Annotated in this window: 20 protein-coding genes and 1 pseudogene; 11 read left to right on the top strand and 10 right to left on the bottom strand. The window is 64.2% G+C overall.

Annotated elements, in window-relative coordinates:
- Positions 1-59: 59 nt before the first annotated feature.
- From ACIPUD_RS33770 to ACIPUD_RS33755, 4 genes are all read left to right on the top strand, one after another.
- On the top strand, positions 60-524 hold the full coding sequence (locus ACIPUD_RS33770) for an Lrp/AsnC family transcriptional regulator (protein WP_446482363.1): 465 nt from the start codon (positions 60-62) through the stop codon (positions 522-524).
- Positions 525-569: 45 nt separating this feature from the next.
- Positions 570-1,730: a PLP-dependent cysteine synthase family protein gene (locus ACIPUD_RS33765; RefSeq protein ID WP_446482402.1), complete on the top strand. Its 1,161-nt coding sequence runs from the start codon at positions 570-572 to the stop codon at positions 1,728-1,730.
- Positions 1,731-1,841: 111 nt separating this feature from the next.
- The gene (locus ACIPUD_RS33760) at positions 1,842-2,402 is read left to right on the top strand and encodes a carboxymuconolactone decarboxylase family protein (protein WP_027568030.1); all 561 of its coding nucleotides are present in this window, start codon (positions 1,842-1,844) and stop codon (positions 2,400-2,402) included.
- A 111-nt stretch (positions 2,403-2,513) separates the two neighbouring features.
- Positions 2,514-2,759 (top strand): hypothetical protein, encoded by a 246-nt coding sequence (locus tag ACIPUD_RS33755; protein ID WP_018452876.1) that lies wholly within the window; start codon positions 2,514-2,516, stop codon positions 2,757-2,759.
- Positions 2,760-2,807: 48 nt separating this feature from the next.
- Here the strand turns inward: ACIPUD_RS33755 and ACIPUD_RS33750 are convergent, their stop codons facing one another.
- Positions 2,808-3,743, bottom strand: a complete 936-nt coding sequence (locus ACIPUD_RS33750) for an alpha/beta hydrolase (RefSeq protein WP_085357847.1) — start codon at positions 3,741-3,743, stop codon at positions 2,808-2,810.
- A gap of 117 nt (positions 3,744-3,860) precedes the next feature.
- On the opposite strand from ACIPUD_RS33750, the pseudogene ACIPUD_RS33745 reads away from it, so the two are divergent.
- Positions 3,861-4,748 (top strand): annotated as a pseudogene (locus ACIPUD_RS33745) (branched-chain amino acid aminotransferase).
- Between the two features lie 69 nt (positions 4,749-4,817).
- Here the strand turns inward: ACIPUD_RS33745 and phaR are convergent.
- Positions 4,818-5,414, bottom strand: a complete 597-nt coding sequence (phaR, locus tag ACIPUD_RS33740) for a polyhydroxyalkanoate synthesis repressor PhaR (protein WP_377828756.1) — start codon at positions 5,412-5,414, stop codon at positions 4,818-4,820.
- Positions 5,415-5,717: 303 nt separating this feature from the next.
- On the opposite strand from phaR, the gene ACIPUD_RS33735 reads away from it, so the two are divergent.
- The 3 genes from ACIPUD_RS33735 to yddG all read left to right on the top strand — a co-directional run bounded on the left by ACIPUD_RS33735 (position 5,718) and on the right by yddG (position 8,859).
- Positions 5,718-6,896, top strand: a complete 1,179-nt coding sequence (locus ACIPUD_RS33735; RefSeq protein WP_018452880.1) for an acetyl-CoA C-acetyltransferase — start codon at positions 5,718-5,720, stop codon at positions 6,894-6,896.
- 240 nt (positions 6,897-7,136) lie between these two features.
- A complete protein-coding gene (phbB, locus tag ACIPUD_RS33730; RefSeq protein WP_085348404.1) occupies positions 7,137-7,862 on the top strand; it encodes an acetoacetyl-CoA reductase in 726 nt (241 codons plus the stop codon).
- Between the two features lie 127 nt (positions 7,863-7,989).
- Positions 7,990-8,859, top strand: a complete 870-nt coding sequence (yddG, locus tag ACIPUD_RS33725; RefSeq protein ID WP_018452882.1) for an aromatic amino acid exporter YddG — start codon at positions 7,990-7,992, stop codon at positions 8,857-8,859.
- Between the two features lie 34 nt (positions 8,860-8,893).
- On the opposite strand, the gene ACIPUD_RS33720 is transcribed toward yddG, so the two are convergent.
- Both ACIPUD_RS33720 and gloB read right to left on the bottom strand, forming a co-directional pair.
- Positions 8,894-9,316, bottom strand: coding sequence for a cupin domain-containing protein (locus tag ACIPUD_RS33720; RefSeq protein ID WP_018452883.1), 423 nt, complete (start codon positions 9,314-9,316; stop codon positions 8,894-8,896).
- Between the two features lie 23 nt (positions 9,317-9,339).
- Positions 9,340-10,107, bottom strand: a complete 768-nt coding sequence (gloB, locus tag ACIPUD_RS33715) for a hydroxyacylglutathione hydrolase (protein ID WP_247473702.1) — start codon at positions 10,105-10,107, stop codon at positions 9,340-9,342.
- A gap of 109 nt (positions 10,108-10,216) precedes the next feature.
- Here gloB and ACIPUD_RS33710 point away from each other — a divergent pair, with 109 nt between their 5' ends.
- Positions 10,217-10,963 (top strand): class I SAM-dependent methyltransferase, encoded by a 747-nt coding sequence (locus tag ACIPUD_RS33710; RefSeq protein ID WP_007599158.1) that lies wholly within the window; start codon positions 10,217-10,219, stop codon positions 10,961-10,963.
- A 71-nt stretch (positions 10,964-11,034) separates the two neighbouring features.
- Here the strand turns inward: ACIPUD_RS33710 and ACIPUD_RS33705 are convergent, their stop codons facing one another.
- Entirely contained in the window at positions 11,035-11,829 is a 795-nt protein-coding gene (locus ACIPUD_RS33705; protein WP_018452885.1) for a DUF4167 domain-containing protein, read from the bottom strand.
- A gap of 462 nt (positions 11,830-12,291) precedes the next feature.
- Complete coding sequence (prmC, locus tag ACIPUD_RS33700) at positions 12,292-13,188, bottom strand: peptide chain release factor N(5)-glutamine methyltransferase (RefSeq protein ID WP_085348402.1); 897 nt, start codon at positions 13,186-13,188, stop codon at positions 12,292-12,294.
- Positions 13,189-13,277: 89 nt separating this feature from the next.
- On the opposite strand from prmC, the gene ACIPUD_RS33695 reads away from it, so the two are divergent.
- The gene (locus tag ACIPUD_RS33695; RefSeq protein ID WP_247407319.1) at positions 13,278-13,697 is read left to right on the top strand and encodes an HIT family protein; all 420 of its coding nucleotides are present in this window, start codon (positions 13,278-13,280) and stop codon (positions 13,695-13,697) included.
- On the opposite strand, the gene ACIPUD_RS33690 is transcribed toward ACIPUD_RS33695, so the two are convergent.
- The 4 genes from ACIPUD_RS33690 to ACIPUD_RS33675 form a co-directional block, all read right to left on the bottom strand.
- Positions 13,694-14,392, bottom strand: a complete 699-nt coding sequence (locus tag ACIPUD_RS33690; RefSeq protein WP_018452888.1) for an ABC transporter ATP-binding protein — start codon at positions 14,390-14,392, stop codon at positions 13,694-13,696. The genes ACIPUD_RS33695 and ACIPUD_RS33690 overlap by 4 nt on opposite strands.
- Complete coding sequence (locus ACIPUD_RS33685) at positions 14,389-16,236, bottom strand: branched-chain amino acid ABC transporter ATP-binding protein/permease (RefSeq protein ID WP_446482362.1); 1,848 nt, start codon at positions 16,234-16,236, stop codon at positions 14,389-14,391. Before ACIPUD_RS33685 ends, ACIPUD_RS33690 begins: the two co-directional genes overlap by 4 nt.
- A gap of 11 nt (positions 16,237-16,247) precedes the next feature.
- Positions 16,248-17,123, bottom strand: a complete 876-nt coding sequence (locus tag ACIPUD_RS33680) for a branched-chain amino acid ABC transporter permease (RefSeq protein WP_085348400.1) — start codon at positions 17,121-17,123, stop codon at positions 16,248-16,250.
- 99 nt (positions 17,124-17,222) lie between these two features.
- A complete protein-coding gene (locus ACIPUD_RS33675; RefSeq protein WP_446482361.1) occupies positions 17,223-18,557 on the bottom strand; it encodes a substrate-binding protein in 1,335 nt (444 codons plus the stop codon).
- A 251-nt stretch (positions 18,558-18,808) separates the two neighbouring features.
- Here ACIPUD_RS33675 and ACIPUD_RS33670 point away from each other — a divergent pair, with 251 nt between their 5' ends.
- Entirely contained in the window at positions 18,809-19,423 is a 615-nt protein-coding gene (locus tag ACIPUD_RS33670; protein WP_446482360.1) for a hypothetical protein, read from the top strand.
- Positions 19,424-19,470: the final 47 nt, after the last annotated feature.

The raw sequence follows: 19,470 nt of genomic DNA, 5'->3' as shown, positions 1-19,470 counted from the left end.
AAGTGCCATATAGCGTAGTCTTCCTTTCGCCGAAAACCCTAATTTCGGAAGCTTCTTCCATGACCGTTCGTCTTGACCGTATCGACCTTAAGATGTTGCGATTGCTGCAAAATAACGGCCGGCTCAGCAACGCCGAGCTGGCCGAAACCGTCGCCATCAGTCCCGCCACCTGTCATCGCCGCACCCAACGCCTGTTCGAGCACGGCTTCATCGCCGCCGTGCGCGCCATGGTTGCGCCGAAGAAGGTCGCAAAGGGCACGCTGGTGATGGTCGGGGTCGTGCTCGACCGTTCGACGCCGGAGAGCTTTGCGATCTTCGAGCAGGCGATCACCAGGCTGAAATTCGTGCTCGACTGTCACCTCGTCGCCGGCGACTTCGACTATTTCCTCAAGATCCGCGTCGGCGACATGGAGGACTTCAACCGTATCCACGGCGAGCAACTGATCGCGCTGCCCGGCGTGCGCCAGACCCGCACCTTCTTCGTGATGAAGGAAGTCGTCGACAACGCGCCGCTGGAGTTTTGAGCGGAAGCTATTGATGCGCGTTCCGCATCATGGGAGATTCAGATGATGCAGACATTCCCCTTCCGCCACCTCAATCCGGCGGGGCCGGCCTATCGGCGCGGCTGGGTCGACGAAGCCGTGGCCGCGATCGAGGCCGACCAGTGCCGCACGGCCGACACGCATCTGATCCGGCTGATCGTGCCGGCGCTCGCTGGCATCGACATCTATCTGAAAGATGAGTCGACGCATCCGACCGGCAGCCTGAAGCACCGGCTCGCGCGCTCGCTCTTCCTTTACGCGCTCTGCAACGGCCACATCCGCGAACGCACGCCTGTCGTCGAGGCCTCGTCGGGATCGACCGCAGTGTCGGAAGCCTATTTCGCGCAGATGATCGGTGTGCCCTTCTATGCCGTGATGCCGCGCACGACCTCGGCGGAGAAGATCGCCGCGATCGAGCATTACGGCGGTAACTGCCATCTGATCGACGACGGCCGCGCGCTGTATGCGGAGGCCGGCGCGCTGGCCGCACGGCTGGGCGGCCACTACATGGACCAGTTCACCTTCGCCGAGCGCGCCACCGACTGGCGCGGCAACAACAACATAGCCGAATCCATCTTCACGCAATTGCAGGGCGAGCCGCGCCCGCTGCTGGACTGGATTGTGATGGGCGCGGGCACCGGCGGCACCTCGGCTACCATTGGACGCTACTTGCGTTATCGCCAATATCCGACGCGGCTGTGCGTCGCCGATGTCGAGCATTCCGCTTTCTTCGACTGCTTCAGCTCGCAGGACCGCTCCCATGTTTGCGACCGCCCCTCGCTGATCGAAGGTGTCGGGCGGCCGCGCTGCGAGCCGTCCTTCGTGCCGGGCGTGGTCGACCGCATGATGAAGATCCCGGATGCGGCGACGATCGCGGCGATGAACGTGCTGTCGCGCCGGCTGCGCCGCGCGGTGGGGGGCTCTACGGGCACCAATTTCCTGGCGCTGTGCCGGCTCGCCTCGGACATGCGAAAGGTGAATCAGACGGGGTCGCTGGTGACGCTGATCTGCGATTCCGGCGAGCGCTACCGGCAGACCTATTATGAGCCCGCCTGGCTGAAAGCGCGCGGACTCGATCCAGCGCCGTTCGAGGCGGCCTTGTCGTCCTTCCTCGATACAGCGCACCCACTGGCACTTGAGTTCGAAGACGTAACGAATCCGCAGAACTTGCTAAATCCTGAGGCCTGATAGCTGGCGCTTCCCTGCCATTTGCAAGATTGCACGGCCGTCACGGCAACTTCACTTGCCTTGCGCGTGCGTGCGGGCGAGCTTCGCGGCTTCTTAACGAGGAGACCTGCCGTGCGCCTTCCCATTCTCGATCCGAAAGACCTGAGTGCCGAACAGAAGCCGCTCTATGACGACATGCGAGCGGGCATCAAGGACCACTTCAAGGGCTTTGTGAACATGCGCGACGACGGCGCGCTGCTCGGGCCCTGGAATCCATGGATCCGCGAGCCGCGCTTCGGCAAGCCTGTGTGGGAGCTGGTCAAGGCGATCGCGGCGAACCCGCTGCTGCCGGCTCCGGTGCGTGAGGTCGCGATCCTCGTCACCGGTTCGCATTTCCGCTCCGGCTACGAGCTCTATGCGCATGTGCTGGTCGCCGAGCAGCGCGGCCTCTCCGACGAGAAGCTCGCGACCATCGTCGCCGGACAGCGGCCGGTCGATCTCACCAAGCAGGAAGCCGTCGCCTACGACGTGGCGTCCGCATTGGTCAGCGGCGGCGTGCTGCCGGAACTGACTTATCGGGCCGCGGTCAAGGAATTCGGCGAGCACGGTGCGGCCGAACTGTCCTATCTCGTCGGCGTTTACTGCATGGTGTCGGTCACGCTGAACACGTTCGACGTGCCGGTGCCGGACTGACCACACTGCCCCAGCTGCTGGACTGGACGGAAGCGTCACGGTACCCTGCCGCCGCCATGGCGATGCATTCGCCGGTCACGATCGAAGTGCAATGAAGAGGGAACGACAGCCATGGACACGTCACGCCGCATCCTGCTCGCCGGACTGGCGGGACTCGCCGTTGCGCCGACCGCCGCTGGAGCCGCGCCCTCGACCGCGGCCGATGATGTGACGGTCGCCGAAGAGCGCTTTGCGCGCATGATCGCAGCTGCGCATGCGCCCGAAATCACCTGCGCGCGACAGGCCGAGCGTTATGCGGATGCGCATTGGCCAAACTACGTCGCGGCGGCGCGTTCCGTCATCGGGGCAAGAGCGTGAGGCATTCTCTTTCCTCTCCCGTTGCGGGAGACGGCAAGACGAGGTGCTTCACGTCCCCACCGCCCGCCTGACCTGCTCACCGATCTGCGACAGCACGAGCTGCGCCTGCGGCAGAATTGCGCCCATGGCTTGGAAATTGTGGACCATGCCCTCGTGGCAGACGTGCTCGACCGTGACGCCCGCAGCGAGCAGCTTGCGCGCATAGGCATTGCCCTCGTCGCGCATCGGGTCGTACTCGGCGGTGTGGATGATGGCGGTCGGCAGGCCCGCAAGCCGTGTCGCGCGCAAGGGCGAGATGCGGGGATCGGCAGTATCCAGGGCCTCGGGCAGATAGTCGGCGAGATCGGCTTCGATCGTGACGCGGTCGATCAGGTGGCCTTCGGCGAACGCCTTGCGCGAAGGCGAGGCCTCCTCGAAATCCAGCACCGGGCAGATCAGGCATTGCGCGACGATGGAAAGACCAGCTGTCTGCGCCGCCTCCTGACACACGATCGCAGCGAGCGTTGCACCGGCGGAATCGCCGCCGAGCACCAGACGCCCGGCGTCGATGCCGAGCGATGCGGCCTCGCGCGCCACCCATTCGGTGGCAGCAATCGCATCGTCCACGGCGGCGGGGAATTTGTGCTCTGGCGCCAGCCGGTAATCGACCGAGACGAGGCGGCAACCGGTCGCATGTGCCAACGCCGCCGCGATGCGGTCATGCGTGGCGATGCTGCCGGCAACGAGCCCGCCGCCGTGAAAGAACACGAAGCCGGGCGCGCGATCATCGGCGCCTGCGGGTGAATAGAGACGATAGGGCAGCGCGCCGCCGGGACCAGGCAGCACGCCGTCGGACGTCGTCACGTCAGGCGCATCGGCGCGCGCAAACTGCATCAGCTTTGCCAATGATTGCCGCCGTGCTTCCACGCTCGGCCGGCTCCGTGCCTGCGGCGCAGCCGCAGCCATCATGGTCAACAAGCGCTTTGCGAGCGGATCGAGCGGCATGGTGCTTCCTTTCCCCTCACGGGAGGGTAACTCACCATTTTCCCGCAGGGAATCATTTAGAAATTGCGCCCAATAGTGGCGCTATAATGCGGCACCACGCCAAGGGAGAGGCCGGTCATGGCCGAGATCAAAAAGCCCATCGAATATTCGCCGAGCTGGACCTTCTTCGAGGGCAAATGGCACGACGGCAATGTGCCGATCATGGGTCCGCGCACGCATGCGGCCTGGCTCGGCTCGGTCGTGTTTGACGGCGCGCGGGCGTTCGAAGGCGTCGCGCCTGATCTCGACCGCCACGTCGCCCGCGCCAATCAATCCGCGATCAACTTTGGCCTGAAGCCGCTGGTCGATACCGGAACCTGGATGACACTCGCAAACGAGGGCATCGCACGCTTCGCGCCGGATGCCGAGCTCTACGTCCGTCCGATGTACTGGGCGCGGAACGGCTCGGGCGGCGGCGTGCTGTTCGATCCCGAGACCACCGATTGGTGCCTGTGCATCTACGAGGCGCCGATGCCAAAGCCGGTCGGCAACGCGATCACGCTGTCGCCGTTCCGCAGGCCCACCGCCGAATGCGCCCCGGTCGAGGCCAAGGCCGCCTGTCTCTATCCGAACAATTCGCGCGCGCTTGCCGAGGCCGCCTCGCGCGGCTTCTAGAACGCGCTGATGCTCGACATGCTCGGCAACGTCGCGGAGTTCGGCAATTCCAACGTGTTCATGGCCAAGGACGGCGTGGTCTACACGCCGGTGCCGAACGGCACCTTTCTCAATGGTATCACCCGGCAGCGCGTCGTCAGCCTGCTTCGCGCCGACGGCGTCACCGTGGTCGAGAAGACGCTGCGTTACGCCGACTTCCTCGCCGCCGACGAGATCTTTTCGACCGGCAATTTCGCAAAAGTCGCGCCGGTGATCCGCATCGACGATCGCGAGCTGCAGCCGGGCCCGCTCTACACGCGCGCGCGCAAGCTCTATTGGGACTTTGCCCACGCAGTGAAGCTGGCGGCGTAGCTTCCCCACCTTCGCCGGTACGACGGCGGAGTTGTGGCAGCAAGGCGCGTTAGCGCGTGGCAGGAACCCCTACTCGTCCTTCTTCGACATCCGCTCGAGGCGTTCCTGCATGTCCTTCATCTGCTGGCGCAGATCGTCGATATTGCTGTCCTTTGGGGCTTCGGCGGTCGGCTCGGGCGCCGGCTCCGCAGAGCCCGCGGGGCGGGCTGCGCCGGGCGCGAAAGGCTTGAACATCGAGAAGGTTTGCTGGAACAACTCCATGTTGCGGCGGACCTGTTCCTCCAGCGGCGCAAACGGGGTTCCGGACAGCGAGGTGGCGATCTGCTTGCGGAACTTCTCCTGCTCCTGAGTGAGCGAGGCGATGGCCTGCTCCAGATATTTCGGCACCACCATCTGCATGCTGTCGCCGTAGAAGCGGATCAGCTGGCGCAGGAAGGTGGTCGGGAGCAGGTTCTGGCCGGCCTTGTTCTCCTGCTCGAAGATGATCTGGGCAAGCACGGAGCGGGTGATGTCGTCGCCAGTCTTGGCGTCGTAAACCAGGAAATCTTCGCCATCCTTGACCATGGCGGCGAGGTCTTCCAGCGTCACGTAAGTGCTCGTCCCGGTGTTATAGAGCCGGCGGTTCGCGTATTTCTTGATCGTGGTGGGTTGGTCTGATTTCGCCATGGGCTCTCACTTGCAAGCGCGGAGAACGGGAACCTGACGGGCTATGCCGCAGGGCGGGAAGAGTACGCAACGCAACAAAATAAGCATTTTCAAAGGGGTCACGCTACCGTTTTGTGCGCCACGGTTAATCGGGCAGCAAAAACGTGCTTGCGAAAGCGCCAAGAACGCTATTTTGAATGCGCTGCGGGATGAATTCGGCCACCGGCCGATTGACATGCCTCAACGACGTTAACAGGATGCCGTCCGAGACTGGCGAGCCGTTTCCCCAGCCCCGTCTGCCCCCATTCAACCCAGGAGATGCCCATGTCAGACGATGTCGTCATCGTCAGCGCCGCCCGCACCCCGGTCGGAAGCTTCAACGGAGCGTTCGCAACCCTTCCCGCCCATGATCTTGGCGCCATTGCCATCAAGGCCGCGCTGGAGCGCGGCGGCATCGAGCCCGGCCGGGTCTCCGAAGTCATCATGGGCCAGATCCTGACCGCCGCCCAGGGCCAGAACCCCGCCCGCCAGGCTTCGATCAATGCCGGCATTCCGGTCGAGAGCCCGGCCTGGGGCGTCAACCAGCTCTGCGGCTCGGGCCTGCGCACCGTTGCGCTCGGCTATCAGGCGCTGCTCAACGGCGATTCCGAGATCGTAGTCGCCGGCGGCCAGGAATCCATGAGCATGGCTCCGCACGCCCAGTATCTGCGCGGCGGCGTCAAGATGGGGGCAGTCGAATTCATCGACACCATGATCAAGGACGGCCTGTGGGACGCCTTCAACGGTTATCACATGGGCAACACCGCCGAGAACGTCGCGCGGCAGTGGCAGATCACCCGCGCCCAGCAGGACGAGTTTGCGGTGGCCTCGCAGCAGAAGGCCGAGGCCGCGCAGAAGGCCGGTAAATTCAACGACGAAATCGTTCCCGTCACCATCAAGGGACGCAAGGGCGATGTCGTCGTCAGCGCCGACGAATATCCGCGCCATGGCGCAACGGTCGACGCGATGGCGAAGCTTCGTCCCGCCTTCGAGAAGGACGGCACGGTCACCGCGGGCTCGGCGTCCGGCATCAACGACGGCGCTGCTGCCGTGGTGCTGATGACCGCCAAGCAGGCCGCCAAGGAAGGCAAGAAGCCGCTCGCGCGCATCGTGTCCTGGGCGCAGGCGGGCGTCGATCCGAAGATCATGGGCTCGGGCCCGATCCCGGCCTCGCGTGCCGCGCTGAAGAAGGCCGGCTGGAATGTCGGCGATCTCGACCTGATCGAGGCCAACGAAGCCTTCGCGGCGCAGGCCTGTGCCGTCAACAAGGATCTCGGCTGGGATACTTCCAAGGTCAACGTCAACGGCGGTGCGATCGCGATCGGCCATCCGGTCGGTGCCTCCGGCGCCCGCGTGCTGGTGACGCTGCTCCACGAGATGCAGAAGCGCGATTCGAAGAAGGGCCTCGCCACGCTGTGCATCGGTGGCGGCATGGGTATCGCGATGTGTGTGGCGCGCGACTGAGATAGTTGACGCGTCATTTGCGCGTGCGCTGCACACGTGACTGAGTGCGTTGCACGCGATTAAAAAGGCAGCGGTTGCAAATCAAATATTCTTCGCAACCGTACAAGCCTCGACTAAAGAGAAACGCCCGGCTCGACGCCGGGCGTTTTGTTCTTGATGTCCGTCAAACGTCCCCCATAATCCGCACTTAAAAACGATCACTCAGAAACGTCCGAAGAGTCCAAGGGAAGGAAATACGATATGGCACGTGTTGCATTGGTGACGGGTGGTACGCGGGGCATCGGAGCTGCGATCAGCAAAGCGCTGAAGGCGGCCGGCTACAAGGTTGCGGCGAGTTATGCCGGCAACGACGCGGCGGCGGAGAAGTTCAAGGCCGAGACCGGCATCGCCGTCTACAAATGGGACGTCAGCAGTTTCGATGCCTGCGCCGAGGGTGTGAAGAAGGTCGAGGCCGAGGTCGGCCCGATCGACGTGCTCGTCAACAATGCCGGCATCACCCGCGACACCGCCTTCCACAAGATGACGCTCGATCAGTGGAACGCCGTCATCAATACCAATCTCGGTTCGCTGTTCAACATGACGCGTCCCATCATTGAAGGCATGCGTGCGCGCAAGTTCGGCCGCATCATTTCGATCTCGTCGATCAACGGTCAAAAGGGACAGTTTGGCCAGGTCAACTATTCCGCGGCGAAGGCCGGTGACATCGGCTTCACCAAGGCACTCGCGCTCGAGAACGCCAAGGGCGGCATCACCGTCAACGCGATCTGCCCCGGCTACATCAACACCGAAATGGTGCAGGCAGTGCCAAAGGACGTCCTGGAAAAGAACGTGATCCCGCAGATCCCGGTTAACCGGCTCGGCGAACCGGAAGAGATCGCACGTGCGGTCGTGTTCCTGGCGGCGGACGAGGCCGGCTTCATGACCGGCTCGACGCTGACCATCAATGGCGGCCAATATCAGGCCTGATGGCGCCCATTCTCTTGGCGCAACGTCGCTGAGGCAAAATATGTAGCTTCAGTCGCGACAAGGCGATAGTGAAGACGAAAATGCCCGGCCTTGTGCCGGGCATAAACGTCCTCAGAGCCTTTGATCGATGACTCCCCGCACCGCAACGCTGATCGGATTGACCGCGATCCTGATGTGGTCGCTGCTGTCAGTGATGACGGTGGCGACCGGAAAGATCCCGGCATTCCAGCTGGCCGCGATGACGTTCGCGATCGGCGGGCTCGTCGGCCTGCTCACCTGGATCGGCCGCGGCGCAGCGGCCAAAAGCCTGCGTCAGCCGCTGGTCGTGTGGATCGTCGGTGTCGGCGGACTGTTCGGCTATCACGCGCTGTATTTCCTCGCGCTGCGCTTTGCGCCACCGGCTGAAGCCGGCCTGCTGAATTATCTGTGGCCGCTCCTGATCGTGCTGTTCTCGTCGTTTCTGCCGGGCGAGCGGCTTGCCGTGCATCACGTCGTTGGCGCCCTGCTCGGCCTCGTCGGCACCGTGCTGCTGTTCGCCGGTAACACCTCGGGCTTCACGCAGGGACAATTGCCGGGTTTGGCCGCGGCCTTCATCGCAGCGTTCGTGTGGGCGATCTATTCGGTGTTGTCGCGGCGACTGAAGGCGGTGCCGACCGATGCGGTCGCGGGATTCTGTCTCGCCACCGCGGTGCTCGCCGCGCTGATGCATGGACTGCTTGAAACCACGGTGTGGCCGGACACGACGCTGCAATGGCTCTCCGTCATCGCGCTCGGCATCGGTCCCGTCGGTGCTGCGTTCTACGCCTGGGACATCGGCATGAAGCGTGGCGACATCCGCGTGCTCGGCGCCGCCTCCTATGCGACGCCGCTGCTCTCGACCGGCTTCCTCATCGCCGCTGGCTTTGCCAATGCCAGCGCCAACATCACCATCGCCGCGATCCTGATCGCCGGTGGCGGCCTGATTGCGGCGAAGGACATGTTGCTGCGGAAGCGGTAGCATCATTGCCGGCGCAAGCCGAAGCGACAGGGCCTTAGGGCTCCCAGCCCTTCGGCGCGAGCTCGAACTTCGCGAACTCGAAGGCGGGCGCCACGGTGCAGCCGACCAGGGTCCACTCGCCGGTGGTCTCTGCCGTCTGCCACGCATCGGCCGGCACGATCGCCTGTGGCCGCTCGCCGTTCAACAGGTCCGTACCGAGCCGTACCTCGTGCTGGGAGCAGCCTTCGTGCGCTATCCGCAGGGTCAGTGGGCTGCCGGCGTAATAGTGCCAGCTCTCGACAGCATCGATGCGATGCCAGTGCGAACGCTCGCCGCGCGCCAGCAGAAAATAGATCAGGGTCGAGCGCGCGCGGCCGTTGGCGTCGGTGGTCTGGTCGCGAAACGTCTCTCGGTAATGCCCGCCTTCGGGATGCGGGCGGAGTTCGAGGCGCGCGATGATCTCGGCTGCGGTCGGCATCGATTCCCGTCAGGATCTGTTCTTCAAGACTTGTTCTTGCGCTCGCGCAGCTCGCCGAACACCGCGGTGGCATCCGCGCCCTTCATGTGCAGCCTGGCTGCGATCGAGGGTTCGTCGGCGCGCAGGAACACGTTTGTCCGCTTCTCGTCACCAAGCAGCGCGGGAATGGTCGGCTTGTTCTCGGCCCGCAGCCTCGCCACCTCCGCCGCGCGCGCCTGCAGCGCCGCATTGTCGGGGTCGACGGTCAGCGCGAACTTGACGTTGGAGGCCGTGTATTCATGGCCGCAATAGAGCTTGAAGTCGTCGGGCAGGGCACGCAGCTTCAGAAGCGAATCCCACATCATCGGATAGGTGCCCTCGAACACGCGGCCGCAGCCGATCGAGAACAGCGTGTCGGCGGCGAACAGCGCTTTGTCGGTGTCGAACACATAGGAGATGTGGTCGAGCGTGTGGCCGGGCGTCTCCAGTACGCGCCCCAGCAAGCTGCCGACCCTGACGATTTCGGCATTGGCGACGCGCAGGTCGACGTCTGCGATCTCCGTCGTCTTGTCATGCGGCGCGACGACGCGGCAATTGTATTTCTGCTTGAGTTCGGCGACCCCGCCGACATGATCGCCATGATGATGGGTGATCAGAATGTCGGTGAGCTGCCACCCCTCGCGCTCGAGCGCCCTCACGATGGGGCCGGCCTCCGGCGCGTCGATCGACGCCGTCGCCTTGGTTTCCACATCGTGGATGAGGTAACCGAAATTGTCGTTTAAACAGGTGAAAGTACGAATTTCGGCGGCCATGTCATCTCCGATCGCGCTCAGCTCCGTCAGACAAATATGGCGTTAACGTTGCGCAGGCAATGCAATATTCCGCGCGCGGGGGCCGCCTCGTGCATGTTACATTGCGATCATGACCATTGATGTCGTCGACCTCCGCGAGTTCTACTCCCGTCGCCTCGGGATTGTGGCGCGGCAAATGATCAATCGCGGCATTCGGGAGCGCTGGCCGCGCGTCGATGGCCAGCGGGTGCTCGGCTTCGGCTATCCCACGCCCTATCTCGGGTTGTTCCGCGAGGACGCGGAGCGCTGCATCGCCTTCATGCCCTCGGCCCAGGGCGTCCTGAAATGGCCCACCGGACGGCCGGCGCTTGCCTCGCTGGTGGACGAGTTCTCGCTGCCGCTTCCCGACGCCGCGGTCGATCGCATCCTGCTGGTCCACGCACTGGAAATGTCGGACGATCCGGCCGCGCTGCTGCGCGAGGCATGGCGCGTGCTGTCGCCGTCCGGTCGCGTGATTGCGGTCATCCCGAACCGGCGCGGGGTGTGGACCCGCACCGACAGCACGCCGTTCGGTCACGGCCGGCCCTATTCGCGTTCGCAGATCACGGACCTGTTGCGCCAGACCTGGTTCACCCCGACCGCCTGGGGCGAGGCGCTGTTCATGCCGCCCTATGCCGGGGGCTGGGTGCTGAAATCCGCACAGATGTGGGAGCGGGCCGGCGCGGCGCTGTCGCTGCCCTTCGCCGGCGTGCACATCGTCGAGGCGACCAAGCAGGTCTACCGCGCGATCCCCGCCAAGCGCGAGCGGGCGCGGCTCATTCCATCACTGGCGAAGCCGGTGCTGGTACCATCCTCGACGACGGCGACGCGCGGCTAAAAACAAATCGTCCCGGACATGCCGGGACGATTCGGGTCAGGACATCTGGCGCAAGATGTCCGGCGAAAGGCTTACTCGCCGGGAGCCACTTCGTCGCTTGAGGCGGCCGGAGCGGCTTCGCGCTCGGGGCGCGGGCCATTCGGGCGGCGGCGCCGCCGCGGAAAGCGCTCGCCACCACCACCTTCGAAGCCGGCCTGGCCGGGCGCGCCACCGCTCACCTGCGGCTGCGGGCCGGTGATGAAGGAAGGCAAACGATCGACGCTGACGGCGTCGGCGACGACGGGCTGAGGCTGGTTCAGCGGTAGCGGTTGCGGCTGGGGCTGATATTGCGGCTGCGGACGATGGTCGCGTTCGCGATGCTCGCGCGGCTGCTGGTTGTCGCGCTGATAAGCATGGTTGTCGCGGGGCTGATGATCGCGCGGCTGATGATCGCGCGGGCCGTCGCGGTCGCGGGTGAAGGGCGGCGGTGGCGGCTGTGGGACAAAACCCGGTTCCTGGCCGAAATTCGAGAAATTCTCGCCGTCGTCCTCGCCGTCGTCACCGCTGTTGTTGCTGATGGGCTCGTCGCCGCGCGGTTGCTGGTTCTGCCGGAACTGTTCCTGAGCCGTCGCGATCAGACGAAAATAATGCTCGGCATGCTGGTAGTAGTTCTCGGCCGCAACGGGGTCTCCGGAGGAGCGCGCGTCGCGCGCGAGCTGGAGATACTTTTCAGCAATATGCGAAGCCGTGCCGCGGATCTTGATGTCAGGTCCGTTGGACTCGTAGACCCGGGTCATCGGGTTCTGGCCGCGCCGGTTATTATTGTTGTTATTGTTATTATTATTGTTGCGGTTGCGCATCCGCTGCTTGTTCTGACCGTTTCTCATGTCCTGCCTTTAATTCCAGCCCTAAAGGTTGCACGCATTACTGATTGCCGAGAGTGACCTGATGACAGCGGTTCACATCGCTTGCGCGCAACCGCACGCAAGAGCGGATTGATCCCTGCCGATGTTCGTCGACCGTCGCGTTCAACAAAAGACGCGTTCCCCACCGCCAGCATCCATCGCCAGCGAACCCATTCATATCGCCTGCCGAAACAAGCCCTGCTTTGTTGCGTAAGTCTTCAAGCGCAATATCAGGCTTTCGTTCACGTTGCGGTCGGTAAGCAGCGCAGCTCAAATGGCCATCGCGCTCAACAGGACCTGCGGCTTGGAACCATTATCAGTAAGCTCTCGCCCGAGAGCCCGGCTTTCACCCGTAGGTCTACGGGGCCGGCACCGATGTGTTGATAGGAAGGTAGTCGTTCCCAAGGGATATTCCAAGAGGTTTTTTGCAGCCCAATCCGGCTTTTATGGGGGCATTTTCCGGGCCGAAACCGCCCGTGGGATGCCCGCCAGATCGGCCTTGGGCGGCCTGTCCACGACCAACGCGGCAGCCGTCATCAAGGTTTCAATATTGCGGGCCTGGCCCTGTCCGGCCTCGACGATCAGTGCTCCGCCGGGAGCGAGACGTTCAGTCGCCTGCGGGATCAGGGCGCGATAGGCGTCGTAACCGTCATTGCCGCCGTCGAGCGCCAGGTGCGGATCGTGCTCGCGCACCTCGATGCTCAATTTCGGAATTTCGGCCGACGGGATATAGGGCGGATTCGACACGACGAGGTCGAACGGGCCGCGGAGCGCCGCTGCGTAGGAGCAGCCGACGAAGCTGGCGCGGTCGGCGAGGCCAAGAGCCGCGGCGTTGTCTCTGGCGGTCTTGAGCGCGGTCAGACTGAGATCGGTGCCGACGCCGACGGCGCCGGGAATTTCGTGCAGCAGCGCGAGCAGGATGGCGCCGGATCCGGTGCCGATATCGGCGATGCACGGGCGCCGTCCCGAATTCGTAAGCCCATGAAAGATCTCGAGCGCCAGTTCGACCACGGTCTCGGTATCCGGCCGCGGGACCAGCGTCGCCTCGGATAGCTGGAACGGCAGGCCCCAGAATTCCCGAGCGCCGAGAATGCGGGCGACGGGCTCATGCGCGAGCCGGCGCTGCGCATACGCTTCCAGCCGCGCAGCCTCTTCAGGCGCGAGTTGTCGGCCCGCCTGCGTCACCATGCCGGTCAGATCAAGCCTCAGCGCAGCTCCGACGAGCAGGCGCGCATCGAGGGCGGGCTGCTCGATGCCGGCCGATTGCAGCCGTGCCGCAAGCACGCGCCGCGCACTCTCGATGCTGTGTCCGGGATCGAAATCTGTCGCCAATGGAACCATCCTGCCTAGCATCGTGGATAGATCGGCTGGCTTGCTTGCGTCAATGAAAAGGAGCGCGTCAGATCGCGCCTCGCAACCAAGGAGGGTCCATGACGCCCTACGACGATCAGAACGTCTTCGCAAAGATCCTGCGTGGCGAGATCCCCTGTTTCGAGGTTTTCAGGGACGACCGTAGCCTCGCCTTCCTCGACATCATGCCGCGTTCGCCCGGGCACACGCTGGTCGTTCCCCGGGCGCCGGCACGCGGCATCCTCGACATCGCGGATGACGACCTCGCCGCGGTCGCCCGAACCGCCAAGCGGATCGCGATTGCCGCGATGAAGGCGTTCGACACCGAGGGCATCATCCTTCAGCAGTTCAGCGAGCCGGCCAGCGGCCAGGTGGTCTTTCACCTGCACATGCACGTCATGCCGGTCAGGGCCGGAATCGAGCTGCTGCCGGCGCAGACGCGCAAGGAGGACACGGCGGTGCTCGCCGCTCACGCCAGGCGAATGATCGCCGCTCTCTAGACGCCGAGATAGCGCTGGAGCAGCTCCGGCTGGGCCTTGAGCTCCCGCGCCGGCCCTTCGTGCACGATATGTCCGTTGTTGATGATGTAGATCCGTGTCGCCAGCGCCAGCGTCGCCGCCAGGTTCTGCTCGACCAGCACGATGGTCTGGCCGGCGGCGGCGAGCTCGCGGCAGGCCTTGACCAGATCGTGGACGATGACGGGCGCGAGTCCCTCGAACGGCTCGTCCAGCAGCACGATCTTGGGATCACGCACGAGCGCCCGTGCGATCGCGAGCATCTGCTGTTCGCCCCCGGATAGCTCGGTGCCGCGGTTGTTGCGCCGCTGCTTCAGCCGCGGAAACATCTCGTAGATGCGATCGAGCGGCCAGCGTTTCGGCGCGGTGATGCCGGCGAGGACGATGTTTTCCTCCACCGACAGGCTGCCGAAAATGCGGCGTTCCTCGTGCACGAGCTGCATGCCGGCCTGCGCGATTCTGTGGCTCTTGCGCCCGGCGATATCGATGCCGTCGAATTTCACGCTGCCGCTACGCGGCGTCACGACGCCCATAAGGCTCTTCAGCGTGGTGCTCTTGCCGGCGCCGTTGCGTCCGAGCAGCGCCACCACCTCGTGACGCTCGACATGCATGGCGACGTCGAACAGGATGTGGGAGTCCCCGTAATAGCTGTTCAGGCCGTTGACCTCGATCAGGCTCATGCCGCGATCTCTCCGTGCACGCCACCGAGATAGGCTTCCTGGACGGCGGCGTTGGCCTTGATTTCCTCCGGCGTGCCGGAGACCAGCACCCGGCCTTCCTGGAGCACGGTGACGCGCTCGACCAACTCAAACAGCGAATCCATGTCGTGGTCGATGATGATCATGGTACGGCCGCGCGCGATCGACTTGAGCAGCTTGACGGTCTCGAGACGCTCTCGCGGGCTCATGCCGGCGAGCGGCTCGTCAAGCAGCAACAGGCGCGGCGACGTGGCGAGCGCAAGCCCGATTTCCAGCCTGCGCTTCTCGCCATAGGCGAGCTCGGACACGGGCGTGTCGGCACGACGGGTCAGGTTCACCAAAGCGAGCGTGTGCGCCACCTGCTCCGTCAGGCCCTTGACGCCGCCGAGCGTGCGGAACAGGTCGAGCCGGAATTTTCCGCGCAGTTCGGCAAGGGCTGCGATCGTCAGGTTCTCCCGCACCGTCAACCCGGTGAAGAGCTGGTTGACCTGGTAGCTTTTGGTCAGTCCGAGCTGGCAAACCTCGGTGACCTTCAATCCCGTGATGTCGCGGCTCTCGAACACGATCTGGCCGGAGCTCGGCGCGATCTCGCAGGTCAGCATCTTGAAAAAGGTTGATTTGCCGGCGCCGTTGGGGCCGATGATCCCGCGCAGCTCGCCCCGATTGACGCTGAAATCGATGTCGCTGTTGGCAACGAGGCCGCCATAGCGCTTGGTCAGGCCGGTGGCTTTCAGGATCGGCCCGGAATAGGCGGGGTGCTCGACCTCCTTGGCCTGCATCGGCGCCGGTGGAGGTTGCAGCCTGGCCTCGGTGTCAGCGGCGTCCTGCTCCATCTCCGCATCCGCCTGCTTTCGCTTTCCCAAGACGAGGCGGTAGAGATCGGCAAGGCCGCCGATGATGCCGCCGCGCAGGAAGCAGACCAGCAGCACGAACACGACACCCAGCACCAACTTCCAGGCTGCGCCGAGGCCCAGTGCGGACTGCAGGAAGTCCTGAAGGAACAGCCAAACGGTTGCGCCGACCAGCGGTCCGAACAGCGTGCCCCTGCCGCCGATGGCCGTCTGCATCACGAGCTGGCCCGAGGTGTCGAAGGTGAAGGCGTCGGGCGGCATGAAGGCCTGGAGCACGCCGAGCAGTCCGCCGGCGAAGCCCGCGTAAGCGGCTGCGATCACGAAGGCGGTCAGCTTGTAGCCATGGATGTTGTGGCCGACCGCCGTGGCGCGCAGCGGATTGTCGCGGATCGCACTCAGAACCGCGCCGACCGGCGAGCGCACGATCCTGAGGGCGATGACGACGCCGACGAAATAGCACAGCGCGATGAACTGATAGAGCGACCAGCCATTGGTGAAGTGGATGGAGGTGAAGCCGAGATTGAAGCTCGGCGTCGGCACGCCGGGCAGGCCGTTTTCGCCGCCGGTGAAATCGGAAAGTGGATTGAATTCGACGAAGAAGAACACTTCCGCGATTGCCACGGTGATCATCGCGAAATAGATGCCGGTGCGGCGCAATGCGATCAGGCCGATCAGGTAGCCGGTCGCTGCGGCCGCGATCATGCCGATGATCAGCGCGCCCAGCACGTTGCCGAAGCCCGCGCGGGTCAGCAGGTAGGCGGCGACGAAGCCGCCGGTGCCGTAGAAGGCGGACTGGCCGAACGAGAGCAGGCCGGTGAAGCCGAACAGGATGTCGAAGCCGAGCCCGAACAGGCCCCAGACTAGGATCCTGTTCACGGTGTTCGGCGCGAAGCCGAGATGAGGCAGCACGAAGGGGGCTGCGATCAAGCCGATCGCAGTCAGGGCTTCGATCAGGAAGGGGCGTTGCTTGAGCATCAGGTGATCGCTTACTCGCGGCCCTGGACGCCGAGCAGGCCATGCGGTCGTACCACGAGTACGAGCGTCATCGCCGCAAACAGCATCACATAGGCATAGCCGGGGTTGAACATGGAGGTGACGCTGATGATCTCGCCGGCGATCAGGCCGCCGAGAATTGCGCCGGGGAACGAACCGACGCCGCCGATCACCACCACCACGAAAGTCTGGACCAGGATGTCGTCACCGATGCCCGGTGTCAGCGACACCACCGGCGCGTTGACGATGCCGGCAAAGCCGGCGGCCATTGCGCCGATGCCGAAGACCACCATGAAGACGCGATAGACATTGATGCCAAGCGAATCCACCATCACCGAATCCTCGATGCCGGCGCGCACAATCATGCCCAGCCGGGTCCGGTAGAGCACGATGAACAATGCGCCGAGGGCGATCGCGACGATGCCGACGACGGCGAGGCGGTAGGTCGGATAGAACATGAAGCCGAGATTGGTGATGCCCTGGAATAGCGCCGGCGGCGGCACCAGCTGCGACTGGCTCGAGAAGATCAGGCGCACGAGCTCGACGAAACAGATGCCGAGCCCGAAGGTCACGAGCAGCTGATCCTCGTGCGGACGATGATAGAAATGACGGATGATGACGCGTTCCATGAGAACGCCGAGCAGCATCACGAACAGGGAGCCCGCGATCACCGCAAGGATGAACGACTCCGTGTACTGGTAGGCGACGAAGCCGGCATAGCCGCCGATCATGAACATCGCGCCGTGTGCGAGGTTGAGCACGCCGAGCGTGCCGTAGATGATGGTCAGGCCGGAGCTGATCAGCGCGAGCAGGGCGCCGAGCGCGAGCCCGTTGAAAAGCTGTGAAACGAGGTTGGGCCAACTTATCATGGGACAATCGCTGTTGTGGCGCGCGCTGTTGCGCGTCAGAAAAAGGCGACGCCGCGGGACCGGAGTGCAGTCCGCGGCGTCACAGGGGTTGGCGAGGTCTCAGCTGTAGTCGCCGAGATGGCAGCCGAAGGCGTCGGGCTTCTGCATCAGGCCCTCACCCGGGACGATCTCGACGACGTCGTACCAGTCTTCCTTGTTCTTCATGTCCTTCTGATGCTTGCCCTTGACGATGATCACCGGGCGGACGCATTGGTGATCCTCCGGGCGGTAATGGACGTCGCCGACCAGGGAGGGGATCGTCTCGCCCTTCTCGTAGGTCTTGATCACGTCAGGCGGACTGAAGCTGCCGGCCTGCTCGCACATGTGCGCCCAATGCGCGAAGCTGACATAGGCGTTCTCGGCGCCCCATTCGGGCTTGTAGCCGTACTTCTTCTCGAACGGTTCGTTGAACATTTTCGCCAGCGGGAACTTGTCCTCGATGGTCCACCAATAGTCGGTGGCGGCGTAGACGCCCTGCATCAGGCCCCCGGTCTCGCGCGCGATGAAAGGCACCTGGTACGGCACGACCAGCTTCATCTTGTCGAGCACGCCAAACTGCTTGGCCTGTTGTGTCGACAGTACCGCGTCGTGGCCCCAATTGACGTTGATCAGCACGTCGGCGCCGGAGTTGGCGACGTTCAGCAGGTATGAGGAATAGTCGGGGGCGCCGAGCGGGGCGACCTGGTTGGTCACGGTGGTCCAGCCGGCGGTCGCCAGGAAGTCCTGCATCGATTTGGTAACGGTGTGGCCGTAGGTGTAGTCGGGAGTCAGATACGCCGCCTTCTTGCCCTTGCCGAACTCACGTACCATCACCGGGCCGATCGCTGCGGCCGCAGTCTGGCCGTAGAAGTTCTGGCGAAAGCCGTAGCGGACGCAATCCTTGCCAGTGGTATCGTTCGAGCCGGAAATGCCGCACACGAAAATCACATGTTCGCGCTGGGCGAGCTTGTTCAGCGCCACCGCAACGGCGCTCGACGTGCCGCCGGTGATCATGATCGCCTTGTTCTCGCTGATGAAGCGCTGCTGCGCCTGCACCGCCTCGTTCGGCTTGGCCGCGGAATCGGCGACGCCGAACTTCAGCTCCTTGCCGAGCACGCCCTTGCTGGTCTTGGGCGAGATCTTCTTGATCAGCTCGTGGCCTTCATTGATGTGCTCGATCGCGAGCTGGTAGCCCTTGAGCTCGTCTTCACCCTGCACGGCATAGGTGCCGGTGCGCGGCACCGAGATGCCGATGAAGGCGGTGGAGCCCGAGACCCCTGCGGGGTAGGAGCCGATCGCCGGCTTGTCCTCGGCAAACGCCGGCATCCCCGGCAGAACCGCGCCACCGATGAGGCCCGCGGTGGTCTGAAGCAGGCCACGGCGCGAAAGGCCGCGGCGGATGAGATTGTCAGTCATGATCGTTTCCTCCGAACGTCGTTCTTGTTTGCAGGCAAAGCACGACCTGTCCGACGGCAGCCGGCCTCGAAGGCCTGTCCGCGCCGGGCACGTCACATCCGCGTGTAGCTCTTGGGCGCAAGCATTGCTTGTGAACGCCTTCTGTCAATTTCGTCTTTGGTCGAACGCCGAAAATTATCTCGTGAAAACATATCGCATCACGATATATATTAGCCTTTGTGAGTACGAGGCTGGCGGGTTCGGCGAGAGAAATGGCGCGGCAGACGACAGTGGCGGGTACCCGAAAGCGACGGTCGTGGCCGCAAGATGCGGAGCGGCAGGAGGCGGCGTGGCCGGAAGAGGTGAGCGGGCAGCGGGCGACACCGCAGTCCGGCGATGCCTCGCGCATGCCCGATCCGCGCAACTGGCCGGCCGGCCGGCGCGGGCCCGCCGTCGGCCCCGTTCAGGCGAAGCGCGCGCCCGGTCCGATGCAGAAGCTGAGCGTGCGCGCCCAGAACGTCCTCAAGGAACTCGCGGTCGAGCTCACTGCCGAGCAACCGCCGAAGGGGAATTGGTCGCCCTCGCGCGAATTGCTGCTTGCGCTGACGGCCGAACGCCTCGCGACCGCGCGCAATTGCGGTCCTCACACGATGAGGGAAATCATCGACTTGGCGCAGGGCTGTGGCGTGACGATCAAGCCGGTGATCCCGCCCGGCGGCTCGCTGTCGCAGATGTGGGCCGAGTTGATTAGCAATGCATCCGCGGGTGCCTTGACCAGCGCCGAGATTGCCGGCGCGCTGCAGCGCTCGATCCGGCGAAAGAGCGTCCGTATCCCGATCGCGTTCCAGGTCATCCTGGTGAAGATCCTGCTGTCCAGCTTCGAATAGGTGGCGATATTTGTGTGTCCGGGGCGCCGGTCGGTTGGTTCGGCTTG

It is taken from the genome of Bradyrhizobium sp. CAR08, from assembly GCF_052871955.1.
Note: the sequence above shows the minus strand (reverse complement) of the source record. Positions and strands in the feature narration are given on the sequence as shown.